We start from the raw sequence: 23,455 nt of genomic DNA on the forward strand, positions 1-23,455 counted from the left end.
GTCAGCCGCGCCCACGGCGGGCTCCGCCGGGTCACCGGCCGGATGCCGCGGCGCGGGCCGGGTAGCCGATGTCCGTGAGGCGGCGTACGACATCCTCGTCGGCCTCCGGCAACCGGCCCGCGCCCCCTCCGGCGTACCGGCCCTCTTCCGGTGTGCCGGGCGGCAATGGGTGGCCTTCCGGAGGCCGGGCCGCGGGTCCGGACCGCGAGTCCGGGCCGTGCCGGGGCCGTCAGGGGGCCGGACATTCCCCGGCCTGCGGCACCTCGGGTCTGCCGAACGCCGCGAACACCAGACCGTCGGAGACCGGGTTCCGGCCCGCCGACTTCGCGTCCGTCGCGTTCACGCTCTGCACCAGCGTCCGCGACAGGTCCCGGGTCGCCGCGACCACCGTGCCGTAGCCGTACCGGCCGCCGGTCTTCCCCCACACCTCCCGTCCGCCCGCCCGGACCACCGAGAGTCCCGCACTGAACGCCGCGGGCGCGCAGGTCGTATGGTCCGGCACCTCCGGGACGGTGAACATCTCCGCCAGCAGCGGCCCCCGCACCACCCGGCCCCGGAACAGCGCCACCAGAAACCGCTCCAGATCGGGCGCCGTCGAGATCAGATCACCCGCCGCCCAGCTCTCCGACGGGTTCCACAAGGTCACGTCCCGCAGCTCCGGCGTCTGCCCCGGCCCGGTCCGCAGCACCTGGTAGCCCCGGTTGTGCGGCCCCCTGATCCGGGCGTCGTCCCCCGGGAGATAGGTGTCCCGCAGCCCCAGCGGCCGTATGATCCGCCGCTCGACCTGCCGCTCATAACTCTCTCCGGTGACCCGCTCGATCAGCAGACCGGCAACCGTGTAACCGATGTTGTGGTACTTCTGCCGGCTGCCCGGGGCGAACTCCGGCCGCTGCGCCACCGCCCGGCGCACCGTCTCCCGGGGGTCCCGGCTCTCGAAGCGGCGCGCATACGCCTCCTCCACGGTCGCCGGCCCGCCCCCGGCGGCGGGGATGCCATGGGTATGGTCCAGCAGCCGGCGTACCGTCACCGAACCGTACGCCGCGGGGATCAGCTCCGGCAGATAGGAGCGGACCGGGGTGTCCAGCCCGATCCGGCCCTCCCCGGCCAGCTGGAGCACCACCGCCGCCACGAACACCTTCGTCACCGAACCGGCCCGGAACCGGCCCCCGGGATCGGCGGGCCGGCCGCTCACCAGGTCCCGGACCCCCGCACTGCCGTGCCACGCCCCGTCCCGCCCACCGACCCGGACCAGCGCCGCCGTCGTATGCGCCGCCGGAAGACCGCGGAGCGCCGCCGCCAGGGCGGCCGCATCGGGCGGCGTGCCACCGGCCGGAACCGCGGCCGCGGCCGGGGTGTGCGCCGGGCCCGGGGGCGCGGCGCCCGCCGTACCGCTCACGGCCGCGAAAGCGAGCACCGCGGCGAGTACGGACCGGCGGCCGGCCCGCCCGCGCCGACGGCCCGGTGGACCCGGCCGACGGGACGGACCGGATGGACCGGACGGGCCGGACAGGCCGGTCGGACCCGGTGGACTCGGCGGACTGACAGGGTTCAGGTTCATGGACGGCTCCCGGACTCCGGACCGCACTGCCACGGCCCGTAACCATCCTGCTGACCAGGGCGTTCGCCCGGATCCCCGGTACGGGGGAAATCCGCCGGGCCGCCGGGGGACCCGGCTCACCCGTGCGGGGGAGACCGTACGGCGGCGGCTCCCCCGCGCGGGGGAGTGGCGCTCCCGGAGGGGGCGGGCGGCGGGCCCGGTCCCGCCCGGCGGAGGACGGCCCGCCGCCCCGGAGCGGCGCCCGGGCCGCTCAGCCGCCCGCGGAAACGTCCGGTTCGCCGGCCCGGACCAGGCCCGACTCGTACGCCCGGATCACCGCCTGCACCCGGTCCCGCAGGCCCAGCTTCGCCAGCACGTTCCCCACATGCGTCTTCACCGTGTGATCACTGACCACCAGCCGCCGGGCGATCTCCGCGTTCGACAGCCCCCGGGCCAGCAACAGCAGCGTCTCCCGCTCCCGGGCGGTCAGCACCGACAGCGGAGAGCCCGAAGGCGACCCCGGCGACCCCGGCGGTTCCGGATCAGGGCCGGGCGCGGGACGCTCCGGCGGCCGGGTGTACGCCTCCACCAGACGGCGCGCCACCGGGGGCGCCAGCAGCGCATCACCCGCGTGCACCACCCTTACCGCATGCACCAGATCGTCCCGCCGTACGTCCTTCAGCAGAAAGCCGCTCGCACCCGCGTGCAGCGCCTCGTACACGTACTCGTCCGAGTCGAACGTCGTCAGCATCACCACCCGGCACCCCGTGCCCGCGACGATCTCCCGGCAGGCGGCGGTCCCGTCGGTACCCGGCATCCGGACGTCCAGCAGCGCCACGTCCCCGCCGCGCTCCCGGACCGCCGCCACCGCGGCCGCGCCGTCGCCCGCCTCCGCGACCACCTCGATATCCGGCTGGGCGTCCAGGATCATCGCGAACCCGCTGCGCACCAGCTCCTGGTCGTCGGCGACCACCACCCTGATCGTCACCCCGGCCCCCCTTCCCCCGGGCGCAGCGGCAGCCGCACCCGTACCTCGAAACCCCGCCCGCCGGGCCCGGCACCGGTCCGGGCCGTGCCGCCGTGGGCCGCCGCCCGCTCCCTGATCCCGGCCAGCCCGTGCCCGCCGCCCCCGCCGGGCCGCGGACCGGCCGGACCGCGGCCGTCGTCGGTGACCCGCACCGTCAGCAGCCCGCCCCGGGCGGACAGTTCCACGGCGGCCGTGCGCGCGTCCGCGTGGCGGACCGTATTCGTCAGGGCCTCCTGCACCACCCGGTACACCGTCGCCCCGACCGCCGCGGGCAGCCCCGGAACCGTACCGTCCGCACTGTCCGTACCGTCCGTCCGGTACGACACGTCCAGACCGCTCTCCCGCACCCGCGCCACCAGCTCCGCCAGCCCGTCCGCGCCGGGCCCGGGCGCCCGCGGCGCACCCCCGGCCCCGGTGTCCGTACCGTCCCTGAGCACCCCCAGCATCCGCCGCAGCTGGTCCATCGCGTCCCGCCCGGCCTCCGAGATGGCGTCGAACGCCGCCTCGGCGCGCTCCGGAGCCGTACGGACCACCACCGGACCCGCCTCGGCCTGGACGACCATCAGGCTCACCGCGTGGGAGAGGACGTCGTGCATCTCGCGGGCGATCCTGGCCCGCTCCCGGGCGGCCGCCTGCTCCGCCTCGATGCGGTTGGCCCGCTCCAGCTGCGCCGCCCGGTCCTCCACCGCCGCCAGATACGCCCGCCGGGTGTCCGTGAACCGGCCGAAGACGAACGCGGCGCCGAGCACGAACAGCGTGAACAGCAGCTCCCGGAGGTCCCCGCCGCGCAGCACCGCGACCGAGAACACGGCGGCCGCCGCGGCGGCCGCCGCGGTCCCCAGGCGCACCCGGGGCGGACAGAGCGCGGCCACCGTGTAGAGGGCGACCAGCGCGGCGTACGGCAGCGGCTGGCCGGGCCCGTCGAAAGCGGCGCCGTACCCCGCGCTCGCCGCGAACACCCCGGCCAGCGCCCCGGCCGGGGACCGGCGCCGCCACAGCAGGGGAACCGCCGTCAGCAGGGTGACCAGATACGCCGGCCAGGTCGCGTCCGGCAGGTGCGGCGCGCGCGGGACGACGAACGGGATCGTCGTCGCCGCCATCACCAGCAGCACCACGGCCGCGTCCACGGTCCGGTGGCCCGGACCGCCGTCCGCAGCGGCCCGCGCCGGGAAGCCCCGCGCCGGGAAGCCCCGTACCGGGAAGCCCCGTACCGGGAAGCCCCGTACCGGGAAGCCCCGCACGGGGAAGGGGAGACGCCCCCGCCGCCCAGCCCGCTCCGTACCCACCCCCCCCGGCCCCCTTCCGTCGTCAGGGCTTGCGGCCGACCGCGCCGTACTGCGCGACGACCGGCGGCAGCGATCCGTCTGCGGCCGGCCGCGGACGCCAGCGGGAGCAGGAGACCATCCCGGGCTCCAGAAGCTCCAGACCGTCGAAGAACGAGGTGATCTCGGCGCCCGTACGGGCCCTGATGGGCGGAGTCGCGTTCTCGTTCCAGAAGGCCATCGCCTCCTTGTTGCCCTCGCCGCCCAGCTCCAGCGTCGGATGGGTGAGGACGAGATGGCTGCCCGGCGGCACCGCGTCCATCAGGGTCCGTACGACATCGCGGGCCACCTCCGTGTCCAGCACGAAGTTCAGGATCCCCAGCATGATCACGGCGATCGGCCGGTCCGGGTCGAGCGTCGGGCGCATCGCGCCCACGATGGAATGCGGATCGTGGGCGTCCGCGTCCAGATACTCCGTACGGCCCTCGGGCGAGGAGGTCAGCAGGGCCCGGGCGTGCGTCAGCACGATCGGGTCGTTGTCGACGTACACGATCCGGGAGTCCGGGGCGATGCCCTGGGCGACCTCGTGGGTGTTGTTGGCCGTCGGCAGCCCCGTACCGATGTCGAGGAACTGGCGGATACCGGCCTCGGCGGTCAGAAAGGTCACCGCCCGGCCGAGGAACGCCCGGTCGGCGCGGGCGACCTCGCCGATGCTCGGATAGAGGCCGGTGACCCGGTCGCCGACCTCGCGGTCGACGGGATAGTTGTCCTTGCCGCCCAGCCAGTGGTTCCACACCCGGGCGTTATGTGCCACATCGGTACGGATCCGCTGGTCGCCGAAAGGGTTGTGCGGGATCCGGGGGCTCTCCTCCGGGCTCATTGCGCTCCTCACTGTTTCCGGTACGGGGCCGTGCGCTCCGGGTACGGGGCGGTGCTCATCGCGCCGGGCGGCCCCCGGTGTCCGGCGGCGGGCCGTCCAGGACCGACCGCAGCACCGCGACCCGGTTGGTGGTGACCGAGTCCACGCCCGCCGCCACCAGCCGCCGCATCGTACGGCGGGTGTCCGCGGTCCACGCCGAGACCAGCAGCCCGTCCGCATGGACCCGGTCCGCCAGCGCCCGGCTCACCAGCCCGAAGCGGTAGTTCAGGGTCCGGGGCCGGAGGGCGTCCAGCAGCACCCGCCGGGGCGGGGCCAGCGAGGTCCAGGTGAGGGCGATCTCCGCGGCCGGATCCGCCTCCCGGACCGCCAGCATCGTCACCGGGCCCGCGCAGTAGTACACCCGCCCGGCCGCGCCGCACTCGCGTACGGTGCCGACCACCGCGCGCACCGCGGCGCGGTCGGCGCCCGGCAGGTCCAGCATTACCCGGGCACCGCCGTCCGCGCCGAGCACCTCCAGCGCCTCGGCCAGCTCGGGGACCCCGCCGCCGGTCAGTCCGGCGACCCGGGCCCGGCTCAGCCGGGCCAGCGGGACGTCCTGCCGCCAGAGGCGTTTCAGCGTGGCGTCGTGCAGCAGCACCGGCACCCCGTCCGCGGTGAGCCGCACGTCGATCTCCACGGCGTCCGCCCCGTGGGCCAGGGCGGAGCGGAGCGAGGCGAGGGTGTTCTCGCGGACGCGGTACGGGTCGCCCCGGTGGGCGACGGCGGCCACGGTGCGCCGCCGCCCCTCGTGCGCGGTACCCGGCGGCCGGGTGCTCGTCGTCATCGGTGGGTCGTGCCCTTCCCGTCCGTCAGCCGCGGGGGGCCGCGAGCCAGGCGGTGGTGTAGGCGTCGATCTCCCCGGCGATCCGGGCCTTGCCGGCCTCGTCGAGGAAGCTCGCCGCCACCGCGTTCTTCGCCAGGTCCGCGACACCGCGCTCGTCGAGTCCGAGGAGACGGGCGGCCACCGCGTACTCGGAGTTGAGGTCGGTGCCGAACATCGGCGGGTCGTCGCTGTTGACCGTGACCAGTACCCCGGCCTCGGCCAGCTGCCGGATCGGGTGGCGCTCGATATCGGTCACGGCCCGGGTGGCGAGGTTCGAGGTGGGGCAGACCTCGACCGGAATGCGGTGCTCGGCGAGATGGGCGACCAGCCGCGGGTCCTGGACCGCGCTGGTGCCGTGGCCGATGCGCTCGGCGCCCAGCTCGGTCAGGGCGTCCCAGACGGTCTGCGGGCCGGTCGTCTCGCCCGCGTGCGGCACCGACCGCAGCCCGGCCGCGACCGCCCGGTCGAAGTAGGGCTTGAACTGGGGCCGGGGCACCCCGATCTCCGGGCCGCCGAGACCGAAGGAGACCAGCCCCTCGGGCCGCAGGTCCACCGCGAGCCGGGTGGTCAGCTCGGCCGCCTCCAGACCGGCCTCGCCGGGGATGTCGAAGCACCAGCGCAGCACCACGCCCAGCTCGGCCTCGGCGGCGGTCCTGGCGTCCTCGATGGCCGCCATGAAGGCCTTCTCGTCGATACCGCGGCGGACCGAGCTGAAGGGGGTGATCGTCAGCTCGGCGTAGCGGATGTTCTGCCGGGCCATGTCCCGGGCGACCTCGAAGGTCAGCAGCCGGACGTCCTCGGGGGTGCGGACCAGGTCGACGACGGAGAGATAGACGTCGATGAAGTGCGCGAAGTCGGTGAAGGTGAAGTACTCGGCGAGGGCCGCCGGGTCGGTGGGGACCCGGGAGCCGGGGTGGCGGCCGGAGAGTTCGGCGACGATGCGCGGTGAGGCGGAGCCGACGTGGTGGACGTGCAGCTCGGCTTTGGGGAGCCCGGCGATGAACGGGCGCAGATCGGACATCGGCGCTTTCTCTCCTGTGATCGGCTGATCGGTGGTACGGCTCCGGCGGAGCCCGGTTCATCGTAGGCCGGGGACGGACGCGAGTCGCGTCCGAAGGGCGTGATGATCGCCGGGCGCGGACCGCCGGGCCGCGGTCCGCGCCGCCCGGGGCAGGTCCCGCCCCCGGCCGTCAGGCCGCCGCCCGCAGCTCCTCCCGGGCCGCCATCAGCGCGAAGCCGAGGAGGTTGAGCCCGCGCCAGCGCAGCGGGTCCGCCGCGCGCTCGTCGTCGGCGGTGAGCCCGATGCCCCAGATCCGGTCCTTGGGGCTCGCCTCGACCAGCACCCGGTCGCCCGTGCCCAGCAGGAAGTCCCGCAGCCCGGGGTGCTGGGCGAACTTGTGCACATTGCCCGTCCGGACGATTCCGGAGCGCTCGCGCCGCCACACCTGCTCGTCGAAACCGCGCACCAGCCCGCCGGCCCGCTTCGCTTCCGCCGGGTGCGTGGCCTCCAGTGCCATCCGCTCGGCCTCCGGATCTCCGAAGAGCCGGGCCTTCGACGCCATCATCCAGTGTTCGGCGGTCGCGTAGCGCTCACCGTCGACCACGAAGGGTGAGTGCCACCACTGGCTGAGGCAACTCGCCGACACCTGTCCGTCGGGGCGCGGCACGGCTCCCCAGAAGAACACGTACTTGACGCGGTCACCCGCCCTGACCTGCGCGATCAGTTCATCCCTGTCCATGCACGCAAGTCTGGCAGCCGCCACGGACATTCCGTAGCGGTATTACGCGCACGACACGACACATGGTCGACCGATTCCGTCGCGTAATCAAAAGGCAACTACGGAATCCCTTGTTGGCGACGTATGGCTCTGTCAGGATCGGCACTCACCTCCCGCTTGTTCCACATTCGAGCGGTGATGGAGTGGACAACGGCGGACGGAGCGCGTGCAATTGCACGCCAGCGACATACGACGGTATTCACTCGACGGCATTCGGGCCGGGACTTACGGAGAGCGTCATGGGTAACCGATTCCAGGTGCTGGACCGCTTCGCGGACGGCGCGCAGTTCATCGGCGGGCAGCCCGGGCCCGGCAGCTCAGGGCGTACCCAGCAGATCGTGGACCCGGCCAGCGGGGACACCGTCCACCGCTACGGGCTGGCCGGGCCCGCCGACGTCGACGCGGCCGTGGCCGCCGCGCGGGGCGCGCTGCCGGGCTGGGCGGGCGCGTCCCCCGCCGAACGCTCCGAGGCGCTGCACCGCTTCGCCGCGGTACTCGCCGAGCGGGCGGGCGACTTCGCCCGGGTGGAGTCCCTCCAGTGCGGCAAGCCCATCAAGCTCTGCACCGAGTTCGACGTGCCCGGCACCATCGACAACACGGCCTTCTTCGCCGGCGCCGCCCGCCATCTCCAGGGCCAGGCGGCCGGCGAGTACAGCGGGGACCACACCTCGTACGTCCGCCGCGAGCCCATCGGGGTCGTCGGCTCGATCGCCCCCTGGAACTATCCCCTCCAGATGGCCGCGTGGAAGATCCTCCCGGCGATCGCCGCGGGCAACACCGTGGTGCTCAAGCCCGCCGAGATCACCCCGCTGACCTCGCTGATGTTCGCCCAGGCGGCCACCGACGCGGGGATCCCCGCGGGCGTCGTCAATGTGATCTCCGGGGCCGGCCGGGACGCCGGGGAGCATCTGGTGAGCCATCCCGACGTCGCCATGGTCTCCTTCACCGGCTCCACCGCCGTCGGCAAGCGGGTCGCGGCGCTCGCCACCGCCTCCGTCAAGCGGCTCCACCTGGAGCTGGGCGGCAAGGCCCCGTTCGTCGTCTTCGACGACGCCGACCCCGAGGCCGCGGTCCAGGGCGCCGTCGCCGGGGCACTGATCAACTCCGGCCAGGACTGCACCGCCGCGACCCGCGTCTATGTCCAGCGCCCGCTGTACGAGCGGGTACGCGAGGGAATCGCCGACACCATGGGCACCGTACGCCTCGGTGATCCCTTCGACCCCGCGACCGATCTCGGGCCGCTGGTCTCCCATGCCCAGCGCGACCGGGTCGCGGACTTCGTGGAGCGGGCCCGGGGCTATGCCACCGTGGTCACCGGCGGCCGGGCGCCCAAGAACGACGGCGCCTTCTATCTGCCGACGCTGATCGCCGACGCGGCCCAGGACAGCGAGATCGTCCAGTCCGAGATCTTCGGCCCGGTGCTGGCGATCCTGCCCTTCGACTCCGACGACGAGGGCATCGCCCTCGCCAACGACACCCCTTACGGGCTCGCCGCCTCCGCCTGGACCCGCGATGTCTTCCGCGCGAACCGGGCCACCCGGGAAATCAAGGCGGGCTGCGTCTGGATCAACGACCACATCCCGATCATCAGCGAAATGCCGCACGGCGGCTTCCGGGCCTCCGGCTTCGGCAAGGACATGTCGTCGTACTCCTTCGAGGAGTACACGCAGGTCAAACACGTCATGTTCGACAACACCGCGGTCGCCGCGAAGGACTGGCACCGCACGGTCTTCGGGGACAGATAGCCGGGCCGCCGCCCGGCGGTACCACTGGGAAAGGGCACAGCGTATGGAACACCACGAGCCCGAGGGCCTGTCCGCCCCTCAACTGGCGGCGATACGGCGCACGCTCACCAGCGGCCGGGGCGCCCTGACCCGGCGCTCGACGCTCCGGGCACTGGGCGCCGGAGTGCTCACCGCGGGCGGCGCCGCGGCCCTCGGCGCCTGCGGTATCCCGCCCGCCAAGCGCGAGGGCGGGGCAGAGGACACCGACGACCGCTCGGCGAAGGAGAAGACCGTCGTCTTCTCCAACTGGACCGAGTACATGGACATCGGCGACGACAAGAAGTCCCGGCCCACCCTCGACGCCTTCACCCGCCGTACCGGGATCAAGGTCAAGTACACCGAGGACATCAACGACAACGTCGAGTTCTTCGGCAAGATCCAGCCGCAGCTCGCCGCCGGCCAGGAGACCGGCCGCGATCTGATCAACGTCACGGACTGGCTGGCCGCCCGGATGATCCGGCTCGGCTGGGTGCAGAAACTGGACCCGTCGCTGCTGCCGAACGCCTACGCCAACCTCTCCCCGCAGTTCCGCCGCCCCGACTGGGACCCGGGCCGGGCCCACTCGTACCCCTGGACCGGTATCTCCACCGTCATCGCCTACAACGCGAAGGCGACCGGCGGGAAGAAGGTCGACTCGGTCAGCCAGCTGCTCGACGACCCCGCGCTCAAGGGCCGGGTCGGCTTTCTCACCGAGATGCGCGACACCATCGGCATGACCCTGCTCGACCTCGGCAAGAAGCCCGGGAGCTTCACCGACGCCGACTACGACGCCGCCGTCGGACGGCTCCAGAAGGGCGTCGACCGGAAGCAGATCCGGCGCTTCCACGGCAACGACTACACCGCCGACCTGTCCAAGGGCGATCTCGCCGCCTGTGTCGCGTGGGCCGGTGACGTCATCCAGCTCCAGGCCGACAACCCGGACATCCGCTTCGCCATCCCCGCCGCCGGCTACATCACCTCCACCGACAATCTGCTGGTCCCGGCGGGTGCCCGGCACCGGGCCAACGCCACCCGGCTGATCGACTACTACTACGAGCGCCCGGTCGCCGCCCGGCTCGCCGCGTACATCAACTACGTCTGCCCGGTCGAGGGCGTCGGCCCCGAGCTGGCGAAGATCGACCCGGCGCTCGCCGGGAACACCCTGATCGTCCCGGACAAGGCCATGGCGGCCAGGTCCCATGCCTTCCGCTCGCTCAGCAGCGAGGAGGAGAAGGCGTACGAGGAGAAGTTCGCCAAGCTCATCGGCGCCTGAGGCAGCAGCAGCCGAGGCGCCCGGGGCACCCGAGTCGCCCGGGACACCCGGCCCGCCGCGGGGAACGGCCCCCGCCCCCGGCCGCCCGGCCCGGCACCGTACGGGCATCCGCGACCGGCCCGGCCCGCTCCCCGGCGCCCGTACCCCGGTCCGGCGAACACCCTCGGCCCGTACCACCCCTCTCCGACGACCCCTGGGACCGCGACCCATGACAGACACCGACACCACCGGCGGCGATGTACGCCTGACCGGGATCAGCAAGGCGTACGGCTCCTTCCAGGCCGTCCACCCCCTCGACCTCACCGTGCCGCACGGCTCCTTCTTCGCCCTCCTCGGCGCCTCCGGCTGCGGAAAGACCACCACCCTGCGGATGATCGCCGGACTGGAGGACCCCTCCACCGGCACCATCCGGCTCGGCGACCGGGACGTCACCGGACTCCCGCCGCACAAGCGCCCGGTCAACACCGTCTTCCAGAGCTATGCCCTCTTCCCGCATCTGACGATCTTCGAGAACATCGCCTTCGGTCTCCGCCGCCGCGGTATCCGCTCGGTGAAGAAGCAGGTCGGCGAGATGCTGGAACTGGTCCAGCTCGGCGACTTCGCGAGCCGCAGGCCGCACCAGCTCTCCGGCGGCCAGCAGCAGCGGGTGGCCGTCGCCCGGGCCCTGATCAACCACCCCCAGGTCCTCCTCCTCGACGAACCGCTGGGCGCCCTGGACCTCAAGCTCCGCCGCCAGATGCAACTGGAGCTGAAGCGGATCCAGACCGAGGTCGGCATCACCTTCATCCATGTCACCCACGACCAGGAGGAGGCCATGACCATGGCCGACACGGTCGCGGTGATGAACGGCGGCCGGGTCGAGCAGCTCGGCGCCCCCGCCGAGCTGTACGAACTGCCGCGCACCACCTTCGTCGCCAACTTCCTCGGCAGCTCCAACCTGATCGAGGCCACCGTCGTCTCGGCCTCCGGCGGCGAGGTCGCCGTCACCGCCGCGGGCACCGCGCTCCGGCTCCCCGCCGACCGCTGCGCCGGAACCCCGGCCGTGGGGGAGAAGCTGCTGGTCGGAGTCCGGCCGGAGAAGATGTCCCTGGTCCACGCCGATGACGCGGCCTCGGTCGACGGTTCGCGGAATCGTTTCACCGGAACCATCCGGGCCGCCGGGTTCATCGGGGTCTCCACCCAGTACATCGTCGACAGCCCCGCGGGCGGCACCCTGGAGGTCTACGTCCAGAACATCGAACGCGACACCCGTCTCACCCCCGGCGCCGAGGTCGTCCTGCACTGGAACCCCGACTTCACCTTCGGGCTCGAAGCGGACCGCGCCATCGACGAGGGCGCCCCCGGCGCCGTCGACACCGCGGATGCTGCCGACACCGCGGAGGCCGCCGGATGACCGCCGCCGCGCCCGCCGCCGCCGGGGCACCGCCGGACGGCCCCGCCGCGGACCGGGATCCCGTCGTCCACAAGGCGTCCGTACGCCGCCGGCTCGTCCCCTACTGGCTGCTGCTCCCCGGCATCCTCTGGCTGCTGGTCTTCTTCGCCCTGCCGCTGGTCTACCAGGCGTCGACGTCCGTCCAGACCGGCTCCCTCGAAGAGGGCTTCCGGGTCACCTGGCACTTCGCCACCTACTGGGACGCCCTCGGCGAGTACTGGCCGCACTTCGTGCGCTCGGTGCTCTACGCGGGCACCGCCACCCTGCTCTGTCTGCTGCTCGGCTACCCGCTGGCGTATCTCATCGCCTTCCGGGCCGGCCGCTGGCGCAATCTGCTGCTGGTCCTCGTCATCGCGCCGTTCTTCACCAGCTTCCTGATCCGGACCCTGGCCTGGAAGACGATCCTCGCGGACGGCGGGCCGGTGGTGGACGTCCTCGACACCGTCGGCTTCCTCGCCGTCACCGACTGGCTCGGCATGACCGACGGCTCCCGGGTGCTCGCCACCCCGCTCGCCGTCGTCACCGGTCTGACGTACAACTTCCTGCCCTTTATGATCCTGCCGCTCTACACCTCGCTGGAGCGGATCGACACCCGGCTCCACGAGGCCGCAGGGGACCTCTACGCCACCCCCGCCGGCACTTTCCGGAAGGTCACCTTCCCGCTCTCGCTGCCGGGCGTGGTCTCCGGCACCCTGCTCACCTTCATCCCGGCCAGCGGTGACTACATCAACGCCGAACTGCTCGGCTCCACCGACACCAAGATGGTCGGCAACGTCATCCAGTCGCAGTTCCTGAGAGTGCTCGACTACCCGACCGCGGCCGCGCTGTCGTTCCTGCTGATGGCCGTTGTGCTGATCATGGTCTCGGTCTACATCAGGCGGGCCGGAACGGAGGACCTGCTGTGACGACTTCCCCGAAGCCGGCGGGCGGCGGTACGGCCCCCCGGAAGGCACCCGGCGGCGCGGGCCCGCTGAAGGCGGCCGGCGGCTGGCTGCGGCGGAACGCCGTGGTCCTCGCGGGCCTGGCCACCCTCGCCTATCTGATCCTGCCCAACGTCGTCGTGATGGTGTTCTCGTTCAACAAGCCCGCCGGGAAGTTCAACTACTCCTGGCGGGAGTTCTCCACCGATGCCTGGCAGGACCCCTGCGGGGTCGCCGACCTCTGCGGCTCCCTCGGGCTGTCCCTGCGGATCGCCTTCTTCGCCACCCTCGGCGCCACCGCACTGGGCACGATGATCGCCTTCGCGCTGGTCCGCTACCGCTTCCGGGCCCGCGGCGCCGTCAATTCGCTGATCTTCCTCCCGATGGCGATGCCCGAGGTCGTCATGGCGGCCTCGCTGCTCACCCTCTTCCTCAACCTGGGGGCCGAGCTGGGCGCCCTGACCGTGCTCATCGCCCACATCATGTTCTGCATGAGCTTCGTGGTCGTCGCGGTCAAGGCCCGGGTGCTCTCGATGGACCCCCGGCTGGAGGAAGCCGCCCGCGACCTCTACGCCGGACCCGTCCAGACCTTCCTCCGGGTGACCCTGCCGATCGCGGCACCCGGTATCGCGGCCGGCGCACTGCTCGCCTTCGCGCTCTCCTTCGACGATTTCATCATCACCAACTTCAACTCCGGCAACACCGTCACCTTCCCCATGTTCGTCTGGGGATCGGCCCAGCGCGGTACGCCCGTCCAGATCAACGTCATCGGCACGGCCATGTTCGTCATCGCCGTACTGATCGTCGTCATCGGCCAGCTCGTCGCCTCCCGGCGGCGCAAGTCCGTCTGACGCCCCCAGAAGGAGTGGAAACCATGGCCCCACGCGCCATGACCGCAACACCCCCGTCCGCCCCCGGCGACCGTGCCGCCACCGCCCGCGCCGCCCGGTCCCTCGCGGACGCCCGCCCCGAGTCGTACTGGCTGGACGACCCGGACCGGCCCGCCGTCCGCCCCGCGCTCACCGGCGACGAACAGTGCGATCTGCTGGTCGTCGGCGGCGGCTACAGCGGGCTGTGGACCGCGCTGATCGCCAAGGAACGCGATCCGGAGTGGGACGTCGTCCTCATCGAGGGCCGGGAGGCGGGCTGGGCCGCCTCCGGCCGCAACGGCGGCTTCTGCGCCGCCTCCCTCACCCACGGCCTCGGCAACGGCATCGCCCGCTGGCCCGGCGAGATCCGGAAGCTGGAGGAGCTGGGCGCCCGCAACCTCGACGCCATCGAGGAGGCCGTCGCCCGTTACGGCATCGACTGCGACTTCGAACGCACCGGTTCCATCGACGTCGCCACCGAGCCCTACCAGGTCGAGGAGCTGGCACAGGCCCACGAGGAGGCACTGCGGTACGGCGTCGGCGCGGACGGACTGGAACTGCTGGACGCCACGGCGATGCGCGCCGAGGTCGACTCCCCGCTCTTCCTCGGCGGGCTGCTGGACCGGCACGGCACGGCGATGCTCCACCCCGCGAAGCTGGCCTGGGGACTGAAGCGGGCCTGTCTGGAGGCGGGCGTACGGATCTACGAGAACACCCCCGGCCTGGAACTCGCGCCCGCCCGCTCCGGCCCCCGGATGGCGGTCCGCACACCCTACGGCCGGATCTTCTCCCGCCATGTCGCCCTCGGCACCAACGTCTTCCCGTCGCTGGTCAAGCGGGTACGCCCGTACACCGTGCCGGTCTACGACTACGCGCTGACCACCGAACCGCTGACGGCGGACCAACTGGCCGCCATCGGCTGGCGCGGCCGCCAGGGACTCGGCGACACCGCCAACCAGTTCCACTACTTCCGGCTCACCGCCGACCACCGGATCCTCTGGGGCGGCTACGACGCGGTCTATCCGTTCGGCGGCCGGGTCAGCGCCGAGATGGACCACCGGCCGGAGACGTACCTCCGGCTCGCCGAGCACTTCTTCCAGTACTTCCCGCAACTGGAGGGCGTCCGCTTCAGCCACGCCTGGGGCGGCGCGATCGACACCTGCTCGCGGTTCTCGGCGTTCTACGGCACCGCGCACGGCGGCCGGGTGGCGTACGCGGCCGGGTACACCGGCCTCGGGGTCGGCGCCACCCGCTTCGGCGCGGAGGTGATGCTCGACCTGCTCGCCGGGGAGGAGACCGAGCGGACCGCCCTGGAGATGGTGCGCACCAAACCGCTGCCGTTCCCGCCGGAGCCGGTGGCCTGGGCCGGGATCGAGCTGACCAAATGGTCCCTGGCCCGGGCGGACGCCAACGGCGGGCGGCGCAACCTCTGGCTGCGGACGATGGACCGGCTGGGGCTCGGCTTCGACAGCTGAGGCCCCGACGGGGCGGCCGTTCGCCCCTCCTTCTTTCCTGCCTGCCTTCCGGCCGCCGGTGGGCCCGCGACCGGTGGCGGCCCGGGTGACGCAGTTCACTACCGATTGGTAGCCGAAGTCGCGTCATAGCCGGGCCACCGCCCCCTCTCCCTCGTGAAGCAGCATCCGCGCACACGAGAGGAAGGCGGCGCGATGACCGGTTCACAGGCCAGGACGGCGGTGGAGTGGCTGGTGTCGGTGGCACCGGACCCCGGCGCCTGCCGGTGGGAGTGGGAGCGGAACCCGCTCGGCGTGACCCTGCTGCCCGCGGGGCGGCGCTGGGACGTACTGATCCTCCCGGGCGAGCTGGGGCACCCGGCCCTCGACGTCCTCGGCCGGCTGACGGCCCGGCCCGGCCCCGTACTCGCCGACTTCGGCGATGCCCGGACGGGGTTCTTCGTACCGCCCGGGACCGCGTCCCGCTGGGTGGGCACCGGTATCCGCGGCGCCGGGCAAGGCACCTGGATCGTCGTCCCCTATCCCGGCCGGGTCACCGGCGGCGGGATCCACTGGCTGGTGCCGCCGGACGGCTCGGGCACCCTGACCGATCCGGCGCTGCTCGAACTCGCGGTGCACGAGGCCGCGGCGGCGCTCGCCCGGGACGGCGGGGAGACCCCGGTCCGACGGCCGGGGCGGGTGCCGGACCCGGGGGGAGCCGGATGAGACCGGGAGGGGAAGTCGGGGACGCCGGGGCCGGAGAGCCGGGGGGCGACGGCAACGGTGACAGTGAAGGCGCGTTGGGACCGGCCCGCGGTGTACGCCGCGGGCCGTAGTCCGGAATGCAGGGCTCCGCGGGAGGCTCCGTGCTGTTCGCGGCAGATACCCCGCGCTGTTCGTCCCGGAAGCCTGGTGCCGTTCGTGCCGGACGCCCGTGCTGTTCGTGCCGGAAGCCTTGACAAGGCTATTGGTCTGGACCAAATTGGCCCTCCCCTGACCCGCTTCCATCCCCCCACTCCTTGGAGGCAGTTGTGGTACGCGCACGCGTCGGATCCACCCGGAGCCGCAGCAGACGCCGCGCCCGCTCCCGGCTCGGCAGATTCCTCGCCGCCACCACGGCGGCCGCCCTCACGGTCACGGCCCTGGTCACCTCCACGACCACCGCCCGCGCCGCCGACGCCGAACTCGCCGTCAACGGCGGCTTCGAGGCCGGGCTCAGCAACTGGAGCTGTACCTCGAACAGCGGCAGCACCGTCACCGCCCCGGTCCGTACGGGCGCCGCCGCCCTCAAGGGCACCCCGGCGGGCTCCGACAACGCCCGGTGCAGCCAGACCGTCAACGTCCAGCCGGGCTCCCTCTACACGCTCAGCGGCTGGGTCCAGGGCGGCTACGTCTATCTCGGAGCCACCGGCACCGGCACCACGGACGTGTCCACCTGGACCCCCGCGGCCGCCACCTGGCAGAAGCTCTCCACCACCTTCCGCACCGGCCCCGCCACCACCTCCGTCACCATCTACACCCACGGCTGGTACGGCACCCCCGCCTACCACGCCGACGACATCTCCCTCTTCGGCCCCTCCGGCGGACCGGTCACGATCCCCACCGCCCCCACCGGCGTGACCGCCGGCTCACCGACCTCCACCGCCGTCCCGCTGGCCTGGAACCCGGTCTCCGGAGCCACCGGCTACCACGTCTACCGGGGCGCCGACCGAGTCGCGTCCTCCGCCTCGGCCTCCGCGTACGTCACCGGACTGACCCCCTCCACCACGTACGACTTCGAGGTCACCGCCGTCAACAACGCGGGCGAGTCGCCGCGGTCCGCCGCCGTACGGGTGACCACCACCAGCGGCGGGGGCGGTGACGGCGGGCTGCCGCCGCACGCGCTCGTCGGCTATCTGCACGCCAGCTTCGCCAACGGCTCCGGATACACCCGGATGGCCGATGTCCCCGACTCCTGGGACGTCATCAACCTCGCCTTCGGCGAGCCCACCTCCGTCACCTCCGGCGATATCCGCTTCAGCCTCTGCCCCGTGCGGGAGTGCCCGAACGTCGAGTCGGTCGCCGACTTCAAGACCGCCATCAAGGCCAAGCAGGCGGCGGGCAAGAAGGTCCTGATCTCCATCGGCGGCCAGAACGGCCAGGTGCAGCTCGCCTCCACCGCCGCCCGGGACGCGTTCGTCACCTCCGTCTCCCGGATCATCGACGAGTACGGTCTCGACGGTCTCGACATCGACTTCGAGGGCCACTCGCTCTCGCTGAACACCGGGGACACCGACTTCCGCTCCCCGACCACCCCCGTGATCGTCAATCTGATCTCGGCGGTCAAGACGCTGAAGGCCCGGTACGGCCCGAAGTTCGTGCTCACCATGGCGCCCGAGACCTTCTTCGTCCAGCTGGGCTACCAGTTCTACGGCTCCGGCCCCTGGGGCGGCCAGGACCCGCGGGCCGGCTCCTATCTGCCGGTCATCCACGCCCTGCGCGACGACCTCACCCTGCTCCATGTCCAGCACTACAACTCGGGCCCGATCATGGGCCTCGACAACCAGTACCACACCATGGGGAACGCGGACTTCCATATCTCCATGACCGACATGCTGCTCACCGGCTTCCCGGTGGCCGGGAACACCGCACGGATGTTCCCGCCGCTGCGGCCCGAGCAGCTCGCCATCGGTATGCCCGCGTCCACCCAGGCGGGCAACGGCCACACCCCGCCCGCCGAGATCAACAAGGCGCTCGACTGCCTGACCAAGCGGGTCAACTGCGGCTCGTACCAGACCCACGGCACCTGGCCCGCGCTGCGCGGACTGATGTCCTGGTCGATCAACTGGGACCGCTTCAACCAGTTCGAGTTCTCGCGGAACTTCGACGCCTACCGCTGGGGCTGATCCGGCGGACCGCCGGGTTCCGCCGGTTCCGGTCCGACGGCCGGTACCGGCGGGTCCGGCAGCCCGGCCCGTTCGGGCACCCCGGCCGGTTCGGGCAGTTCCGGCGGTTCCGGCGGGAACAGCAGCAGAAGCAGCGCACCGAACAGGCACCAGCTGCCGATGACGTCCAGCGGCCAGTGGTAGCCGCGCAGCACCAGACCGATGCCCGTCGCCAGGGTCAGCATCCCGGCGGCGGGCATCGCCCATACCCGGGCCGCGGGCGGCAGGAAGGGCCGGAGCAGCAGCGCGGCCACGCCGAACGCGACCAGTGCGGTGGCCGCATGGCCCGAGGGGTAGTAGCCGGTCGCCTCGGTGAGCGGCCCGGGCCGGCCGACGAGCGCCTTGAGCGGGACGACGGCGGCGGGTACGGCGGCGATGGCGAGGACCGCGCGCGCCGCCGCGTATCCCGGGCCGGACGTGTATCCCGGGCCGGATACGTGCCCCGGCGCCCGGCCGGTCACCCGGACCCCGTCGGCCGTCCGGCACTCGTCGGTCACCCGGCGCTCGTCGGCCGTCCGGTCTCCGTCGGTCACCCGGTCTCCGTCGGTCACCCGGTCCGGCCCGGTCGCCTGCGCCCCGCCGGATGCCGCCCGGCGGGCACGGCGCGCGCCGCGCGCACGCTGGAGTGCGAAGCCCAGTGCGACGGCCAGCACCGGCAGCGCGACCTGGAGGTTGCCCAGGTCGGCGAGGAGTTCGGTGACGGGCCGGGGTCCGTGCCCGGTGACGGCCCGGGAGATCCGTTCGTCGAGGGAGCGCAGGGGCCCGCCCGCGGCGACCTGCCAGGTGACCAGGGCGAAGAGCAGCAGCAGGGCGATGGCCGCGGTACATCGCAGCGGCCCGCCGGAAAGGCCGGTACGGCCCGGCGGATACGGAAATGCCGGCTGCCTCGGAACAGGGGGGGTAGTTCCGAAACAGCCGGCCGGACCGGGCCGCCGCGCGCCCCGGGGGGTTTGGGGCGAGCGGCCATCCGATCGGTGAGGAGTCCCGGAACCCAGGGCTCCGGTGCCGTGCGCGAAGGCACGCGAGGAACAGTGCTGGGGAGGCGCTGTTCCGGTCTCGCCCGCGGCGAACCGCGGGCGGGGTGTTTCTCTCATCCTGCAGAAACCGTACGGCAGTGGTCGGACGGGGGACAGGCGGATCGCGATCCCGCCACAGCTTCTTCACAGGCCCTGCCGGTAACCGTCCGGTCGTTCGGCGAGGCCGTCGCGGAACCGGCGAAGGCCCTGGCGAGGGGGGCTCGCCAGGGCCTTCGGCCGCTGGTCACGGGGCTGTCCGCCGACCGCCCGCGGCGGGGTGCCGGACGGGCGGCCGGCCCGTGACCGGCGGCCGCTCGGGGGACGGCGCCGGGTCGTCCCGAATGCGGCGCCGGAGTCCCGGAGAGGGCCGGGTGGGGACCCGGCCCGGATTACCGGGCTGTGGCGCCCGGTGGACCCTCAGAGCGCGGCGAACGCCTGCTCCAGGATGTCCAGGCCCTCGTTCAGCAGGTCCTCGCCGATCACCAGCGGCGGCAGGAAGCGCAGCACGTTGCCGTAGGTGCCGCAGGTCAGCACCAGCAGGCCCTCGGCGTGGCAGGCCTTGGCGAGCGCCCCGGCCTCGGCCGCGGCGGGCTCCTTGGTGGCGCGGTCCTTCACCAGCTCGATGGCGATCATGGCGCCGCGGCCCCGGATGTCACCGATGAGCTCGTACTTCTCCGCCATCGCCGAGAGACGGGCCTTCATGACCTCCTCGATGCGCCGCGCCTTGGCGTTGAGGTCCAGCTCCTTCATGGTCTCGATGGAACCGAGCGCGCCCGCGCAGGCGACCGGGTTGCCGCCGTAGGTGCCGCCGAGGCCGCCCGCGTGCGCGGCGTCCATGATCTCGGCGCGGCCCGTGACGGCGGCCAGCGGCAGACCGCCCGCGATGCCCTTGGCGGTGGTGATCAGGTCCGGGACGATGCCCTCGTCCTCACAGGCGAACCACTGGCCGGTACGGCAGAAACCGGACTGGATCTCGTCCGCGACGAACACGATGCCGTTGTCCTTCGCGAACTGCGCGATCGCGGGCAGGAAGCCCTTGGCCGGCTCGATGAACCCGCCCTCGCCCAGCACCGGCTCGATGATGATCGCGGCGACGTTCTCGGCCCCGATCTGCTTGCTGATCTGGTCGATGGCCTGCGCGGACGCCTCGGCACCGGCGTTCTCGGCACCGGTCGGCCAGCGGTAGCCGTAGGCCACCGGCACCCGGTAGACCTCGGGGGCGAACGGGCCGAAGCCCTGCTTGTACGGCATGTTCTTGGCCGTCAGCGCCATGGTGAGGTTGGTGCGGCCGTGGTAGCCGTGGTCGAAGACGACGACCGCCTGGCGCTTGGTCCAGGCGCGGGCGATCTTCACGGCGTTCTCGACGGCCTCGGCGCCGGAGTTGAACAGCGCGGACTTCTTGGCGTGGTCGCCCGGGGTCAGCTCGGCGAGCGCCTCGGCAACCTCCACGTAACCCTCGTACGGCGTCACCATGAAGCAGGTGTGGGTGAAGTCCGCCAGCTGGGCGGAGGCCCGGCGTACGACGGCCTCGGCGCTGGCGCCGACGCTGGTCACGGCGATGCCGGAGCCGAAGTCGATCAGACGGTTGCCGTCGACGTCCTCGATGATTCCGCCACCCGCGCGGGCCGTGAACACCGGCAGCACGGAGCCGACGCCGGCGGCCACCGCGGCGGTCCGGCGGGCCTGGAGCTCGACCGACTTCGGGCCGGGAATGGCGGTGACGACGCGGCGCTCCTGCGGAATCGCAGTCATGAGGGGCTCCTGGGGATGTTCGGGAGTGGGGGTGATCAGAGGGTTCGTCCGACTCGTTCTGACTCGTCATGCGCAGGTTAGGGCCGGGGGCGGGCCGTGGGCATGCGCCGTTCGGGAGTGTTGGCGAAGGGCCCCTTGTCCACGCCGGACATAGCCGGGTCCGGCCCGGCGGTGCCGCTACGGCCCCCGCGGCGGCGGCGCATCGGTGAACTCCCCGCTCCGGGGCACTAGATTGGGCCGCACAGAGGCGGGCCTGGCTGGTCAGGGGGCAGCGGTTCATGGACAGGGATTCCTCGGGCACTTCGGGTGCCCCGGGCGCTCACGAGGCATACGGATCACAGGGCGCGCACGGCGCGGGCGCGCGGCCCGCGCCGCTGCCGCCGCCGATGCCCGCCCAACCGCCCGGTCCGGGACCGGCCCGGGCGGCGGTCCCGGGCCCGTCGGGCCCCGGATTCCCGGCCGTCCCGGGCCACGCCCCCGTCACCCGCCCGGCCGTCGCCGACTGGCTGCGCACCCCCCGCCCCCCGGCCGCCCCCGGCATCTGGCGCCCGGGCCATGTCCCCCGCCCGGACGAGGCCCCCGACCTGGTCCCCGGCCGCCAGCTCCTCAGCGGGGCGCTGATCGCGTTCCTGGTGGGGTGGCTGCTGTGGTCGCTGCTGTGGAACGGGTTCCTGGAGGGGTGGTGGATTTTCATCACCGACTGGTGGGAGCTGCCGATGGAGTGGCTCGTACCCGATGCGTGGACCGCCCCCGGACACGGCTCCTTCGATTTCTACGTCGCGATCACCTACCTCTACTACGGCCTGGTGATCGGCGGTATCGCCGTGGCGATGGGCCGGGTGGGGAACTGGGCCGAGGTCTGGCAGCGGTACGGCGTACCGCTCTGGCCGCTGTTCTTCGTGGTGCAGGGCGTCTGGCGCGAAATGCCCCGGGTGGACTGGCTGACCTGGGTCTCCAATCTGTACTACGTGCTTCTGGTGGCGACCGTCGTCGCCGTGGTGGGACGGATCGGTACCTGGCCCGCCGTCCGCCGCAGGCTGGACGGAGCCCCCGCCGAGCCGCCGCAGGCGGAACTCCGCCAGGACCCCACCACCTGGCCCGAGCTCCGCTCCGCCGGGCTCGCCGACGCCGCCGAGAGCCTCACCCGGGCGGTCCACGGCGGCACCCTCGGCGATGTCGACTACGCCCGGATCCGGCGTGCCTGGCAGGGGGTGAGCGCCCGGCCCGACCGGCTCGCGGCCTTCACCGGAGCCGTCCGCGACCACGGCCCGGCCGCCTGTGCCCATCCCTCCGGCGTACGGGACCTCCCGGTCCGCAGTGCCCTGCACGACCTCGCCACCGGCCAGGTCCGGATCGGTACGGCGGTCGACAGCGAGCGCAACCCGTACCCGCGCCGTACCACCGGCGTCGCCCTCGACCCCGCGCTCCTCGGCACCTCGCTGCTCGCGGTCGGCCCCTCCGGCTCGGGCAAGAGCGTCCGGCTGATGCGGCCCGTCGTCGAGTCGCTCTGTCTGCACGCGCTGGCCAACCGCGCGGCCGTCGTCGCCGTGACCGCCTACGGCTCCGGGCTCGCCCCCGACGATGCCTTCGACCTGGTCATCGGTGTCGGCCGCCCCGGATCGACGCACGATCTCGACCTCTACGGCGGCGCCGACGACCCCGACGAGGCGGCCCGTACCCTCGCCGAGGCGCTCGTCGGCGATCTGGCCGCGACCCTGCCCGGCGGCGACGGCCGGCGGGCGGCGACCGCGCTGGCCCAGCTGATCGGGCCGTACCGCAGTGTCCACAGCCGCTTCCCCGCCGTCCCCGAGCTGCGGGAACTGCTGAGCGGCTCGCCCGCCGCGTTCGGCGGGCTGCGGACCGCGCTGGAGACCCGGGGCGGGCCCGAGGCCGCGGCCCAGCTGCGGGAGCTGGACGCCCGGGAGCGGCAGTCGGCGCGCACCGACGACATCGGGGTCCTGCTCGCCGAGCGGATCGCCTTCCTCGACCGGCCCGCCTTCGCCGGCTCCTTCCGTACCGACGGCAGCGGGCGCCAGTTCTCGCTGCGCGCCGTCGAGCACCCCCTGCGGGTCCGGATCGACCTGCCCGAACGCGGCCATGCGGAGGCGTCCAGGATCGTGGCGCGGCTGGTGCTCGCCCAGTTCGCCGAGGCGGCCCCGGCCCGGTCCGACCGTTCCCTGTTCGCCGCGCTGGTCCTGGACGACGCCACGTACACCGTCACCGCCGACTCCGTCCGGGCCGTCCAGCGGCTGCGCTCCGCCAACGCCGGAGTCGTCCTGGCCCTGCGCACCCTGGAGGACGTCCCGGAACAGCTCCGCGGACCGCTGCTGGGCGCGGTGGGCTGCCGGATGGCGTTCTCGGGGCTGGCCCCGTGGGACGGCAACCGGTTCGCCGAGGCATGGGGCACGGAGTGGGTGCAGACCCGCGATGTCACCAACCGGCAGATCATCTCCGACGAGCCGCTGACCAAGGCACTGCACATGATGCGCCGCCTGGTCACCGGCCGGGCGGCGACCGCGGAGGCGGTCACCGTCCGCGAGGTGGAACGGGCCCGCTGGTCCGCCTCGGACCTGGCCCACCGGGTCCCCGCGGGACATGCGGTGCTCTCCCTGACGACGGTCGCGGGCGACCACACGCCACCACTCCTGGTCGACCTGCGCACCTGAACGGCCGCGCCGCGCCCGGTCCGCTCCGGGGCCGCTCGGCGAC

At 73.1% G+C, this 23,455-nt stretch carries 18 protein-coding genes; 9 read left to right on the top strand and 9 right to left on the bottom strand.

What is annotated here, in order from left to right; genetic code table 11:
* Positions 1–229: 229 nt before the first annotated feature.
* The 7 genes from ACWDR0_RS26390 to ACWDR0_RS26420 form a co-directional block, all read right to left on the bottom strand.
* Positions 230–1,414 (bottom strand): serine hydrolase domain-containing protein, encoded by a 1,185-nt coding sequence (locus ACWDR0_RS26390; protein WP_456354257.1) that lies wholly within the window; start codon positions 1,412–1,414, stop codon positions 230–232.
* Positions 1,415–1,808: 394 nt separating this feature from the next.
* Positions 1,809–2,525, bottom strand: coding sequence for a response regulator (locus ACWDR0_RS26395; RefSeq protein WP_456354258.1), 717 nt, complete (start codon positions 2,523–2,525; stop codon positions 1,809–1,811).
* Positions 2,522–3,691: a sensor histidine kinase gene (locus tag ACWDR0_RS26400; RefSeq protein WP_456354282.1), complete on the bottom strand. Its 1,170-nt coding sequence runs from the start codon at positions 3,689–3,691 to the stop codon at positions 2,522–2,524. The genes ACWDR0_RS26395 and ACWDR0_RS26400 overlap by 4 nt, the downstream gene beginning before the upstream one ends.
* Positions 3,692–3,872: 181 nt before the next feature.
* On the bottom strand, positions 3,873–4,706 hold the full coding sequence (locus ACWDR0_RS26405; RefSeq protein WP_456354259.1) for an SAM-dependent methyltransferase: 834 nt from the start codon (positions 4,704–4,706) through the stop codon (positions 3,873–3,875).
* 55 nt (positions 4,707–4,761) lie between these two features.
* The gene (locus ACWDR0_RS26410; RefSeq protein WP_456354260.1) at positions 4,762–5,529 is read right to left on the bottom strand and encodes a glycerophosphodiester phosphodiesterase; all 768 of its coding nucleotides are present in this window, start codon (positions 5,527–5,529) and stop codon (positions 4,762–4,764) included.
* A gap of 25 nt (positions 5,530–5,554) precedes the next feature.
* Positions 5,555–6,589 carry an adenosine deaminase gene (locus ACWDR0_RS26415; protein WP_456354261.1) on the bottom strand — a complete coding sequence of 345 codons (1,035 nt, stop codon included), beginning with the start codon at positions 6,587–6,589 and terminating at the stop codon, positions 5,555–5,557.
* 169 nt (positions 6,590–6,758) lie between these two features.
* Entirely contained in the window at positions 6,759–7,307 is a 549-nt protein-coding gene (locus ACWDR0_RS26420) for an NADAR family protein (protein ID WP_456354262.1), read from the bottom strand.
* A 278-nt stretch (positions 7,308–7,585) separates the two neighbouring features.
* Between ACWDR0_RS26420 and ACWDR0_RS26425 the strand changes: the two genes are divergently transcribed.
* The 8 genes from ACWDR0_RS26425 (at position 7,586) to ACWDR0_RS26460 (ending at position 17,939) form a co-directional block, all read left to right on the top strand.
* Complete coding sequence (locus tag ACWDR0_RS26425; RefSeq protein ID WP_456354263.1) at positions 7,586–9,091, top strand: gamma-aminobutyraldehyde dehydrogenase; 1,506 nt, start codon at positions 7,586–7,588, stop codon at positions 9,089–9,091.
* Positions 9,092–9,134: 43 nt separating this feature from the next.
* Positions 9,135–10,382 carry a polyamine ABC transporter substrate-binding protein gene (locus tag ACWDR0_RS26430; RefSeq protein WP_456354264.1) on the top strand — a complete coding sequence of 416 codons (1,248 nt, stop codon included), beginning with the start codon at positions 9,135–9,137 and terminating at the stop codon, positions 10,380–10,382.
* Between the two features lie 208 nt (positions 10,383–10,590).
* A complete protein-coding gene (locus ACWDR0_RS26435; protein WP_456354265.1) occupies positions 10,591–11,775 on the top strand; it encodes an ABC transporter ATP-binding protein in 1,185 nt (394 codons plus the stop codon).
* Entirely contained in the window at positions 11,772–12,719 is a 948-nt protein-coding gene (locus ACWDR0_RS26440; RefSeq protein ID WP_456354266.1) for an ABC transporter permease, read from the top strand. The genes ACWDR0_RS26435 and ACWDR0_RS26440 overlap by 4 nt, the downstream gene beginning before the upstream one ends.
* 65 nt (positions 12,720–12,784) lie before the next feature.
* Positions 12,785–13,585 carry an ABC transporter permease gene (locus ACWDR0_RS26445; protein ID WP_456354283.1) on the top strand — a complete coding sequence of 267 codons (801 nt, stop codon included), beginning with the start codon at positions 12,785–12,787 and terminating at the stop codon, positions 13,583–13,585.
* A gap of 38 nt (positions 13,586–13,623) precedes the next feature.
* A complete protein-coding gene (locus tag ACWDR0_RS26450) occupies positions 13,624–15,078 on the top strand; it encodes an NAD(P)/FAD-dependent oxidoreductase (RefSeq protein ID WP_456354284.1) in 1,455 nt (484 codons plus the stop codon).
* Between the two features lie 192 nt (positions 15,079–15,270).
* Positions 15,271–15,780, top strand: a complete 510-nt coding sequence (locus ACWDR0_RS26455) for a hypothetical protein (RefSeq protein WP_456354267.1) — start codon at positions 15,271–15,273, stop codon at positions 15,778–15,780.
* 305 nt (positions 15,781–16,085) lie between these two features.
* Positions 16,086–17,939 (top strand): chitinase, encoded by a 1,854-nt coding sequence (locus ACWDR0_RS26460; RefSeq protein WP_456354268.1) that lies wholly within the window; start codon positions 16,086–16,088, stop codon positions 17,937–17,939.
* Here ACWDR0_RS26460 and ACWDR0_RS26465 read toward each other — a convergent pair.
* Both ACWDR0_RS26465 and gabT read right to left on the bottom strand, forming a co-directional pair.
* Entirely contained in the window at positions 17,924–19,072 is a 1,149-nt protein-coding gene (locus ACWDR0_RS26465) for a phosphatase PAP2 family protein (protein ID WP_456354269.1), read from the bottom strand. The genes ACWDR0_RS26460 and ACWDR0_RS26465 overlap by 16 nt on opposite strands.
* A gap of 339 nt (positions 19,073–19,411) precedes the next feature.
* Positions 19,412–20,746 (bottom strand): 4-aminobutyrate--2-oxoglutarate transaminase, encoded by a 1,335-nt coding sequence (gene gabT, locus ACWDR0_RS26470; protein ID WP_456354270.1) that lies wholly within the window; start codon positions 20,744–20,746, stop codon positions 19,412–19,414.
* Between the two features lie 278 nt (positions 20,747–21,024).
* Here gabT and ACWDR0_RS26475 point away from each other — a divergent pair, with 278 nt between their 5' ends.
* Complete coding sequence (locus ACWDR0_RS26475; RefSeq protein ID WP_456354271.1) at positions 21,025–23,412, top strand: ATP/GTP-binding protein; 2,388 nt, start codon at positions 21,025–21,027, stop codon at positions 23,410–23,412.
* Positions 23,413–23,455 lie beyond the last annotated feature (43 nt).

The sequence above is a fragment of the Streptomyces sp. NPDC003691 genome, assembly GCF_053981115.1.

Coding starts and splice junctions, on each gene's coding strand:
- ACWDR0_RS26455 (WP_456354267.1), top strand. CDS start 15,271: ATGACCGGTTCACAGGCCAGGACGGCGGTGGAGTGGCTGGTGTCGGTG.
- ACWDR0_RS26420 (WP_456354262.1), bottom strand. CDS start 7,307: ATGGACAGGGATGAACTGATCGCGCAGGTCAGGGCGGGTGACCGCGTC.
- ACWDR0_RS26405 (WP_456354259.1), bottom strand. CDS start 4,706: ATGAGCCCGGAGGAGAGCCCCCGGATCCCGCACAACCCTTTCGGCGAC.
- ACWDR0_RS26450 (WP_456354284.1), top strand. CDS start 13,624: ATGACCGCAACACCCCCGTCCGCCCCCGGCGACCGTGCCGCCACCGCC.
- ACWDR0_RS26430 (WP_456354264.1), top strand. CDS start 9,135: ATGGAACACCACGAGCCCGAGGGCCTGTCCGCCCCTCAACTGGCGGCG.
- gabT (WP_456354270.1), bottom strand. CDS start 20,746: ATGACTGCGATTCCGCAGGAGCGCCGCGTCGTCACCGCCATTCCCGGC.
- ACWDR0_RS26415 (WP_456354261.1), bottom strand. CDS start 6,589: ATGTCCGATCTGCGCCCGTTCATCGCCGGGCTCCCCAAAGCCGAGCTG.
- ACWDR0_RS26440 (WP_456354266.1), top strand. CDS start 11,772: ATGACCGCCGCCGCGCCCGCCGCCGCCGGGGCACCGCCGGACGGCCCC.
- ACWDR0_RS26435 (WP_456354265.1), top strand. CDS start 10,591: ATGACAGACACCGACACCACCGGCGGCGATGTACGCCTGACCGGGATC.
- ACWDR0_RS26425 (WP_456354263.1), top strand. CDS start 7,586: ATGGGTAACCGATTCCAGGTGCTGGACCGCTTCGCGGACGGCGCGCAG.
- ACWDR0_RS26475 (WP_456354271.1), top strand. CDS start 21,025: ATGGACAGGGATTCCTCGGGCACTTCGGGTGCCCCGGGCGCTCACGAG.
- ACWDR0_RS26465 (WP_456354269.1), bottom strand. CDS start 19,072: ATGAGAGAAACACCCCGCCCGCGGTTCGCCGCGGGCGAGACCGGAACA.
- ACWDR0_RS26410 (WP_456354260.1), bottom strand. CDS start 5,529: ATGACGACGAGCACCCGGCCGCCGGGTACCGCGCACGAGGGGCGGCGG.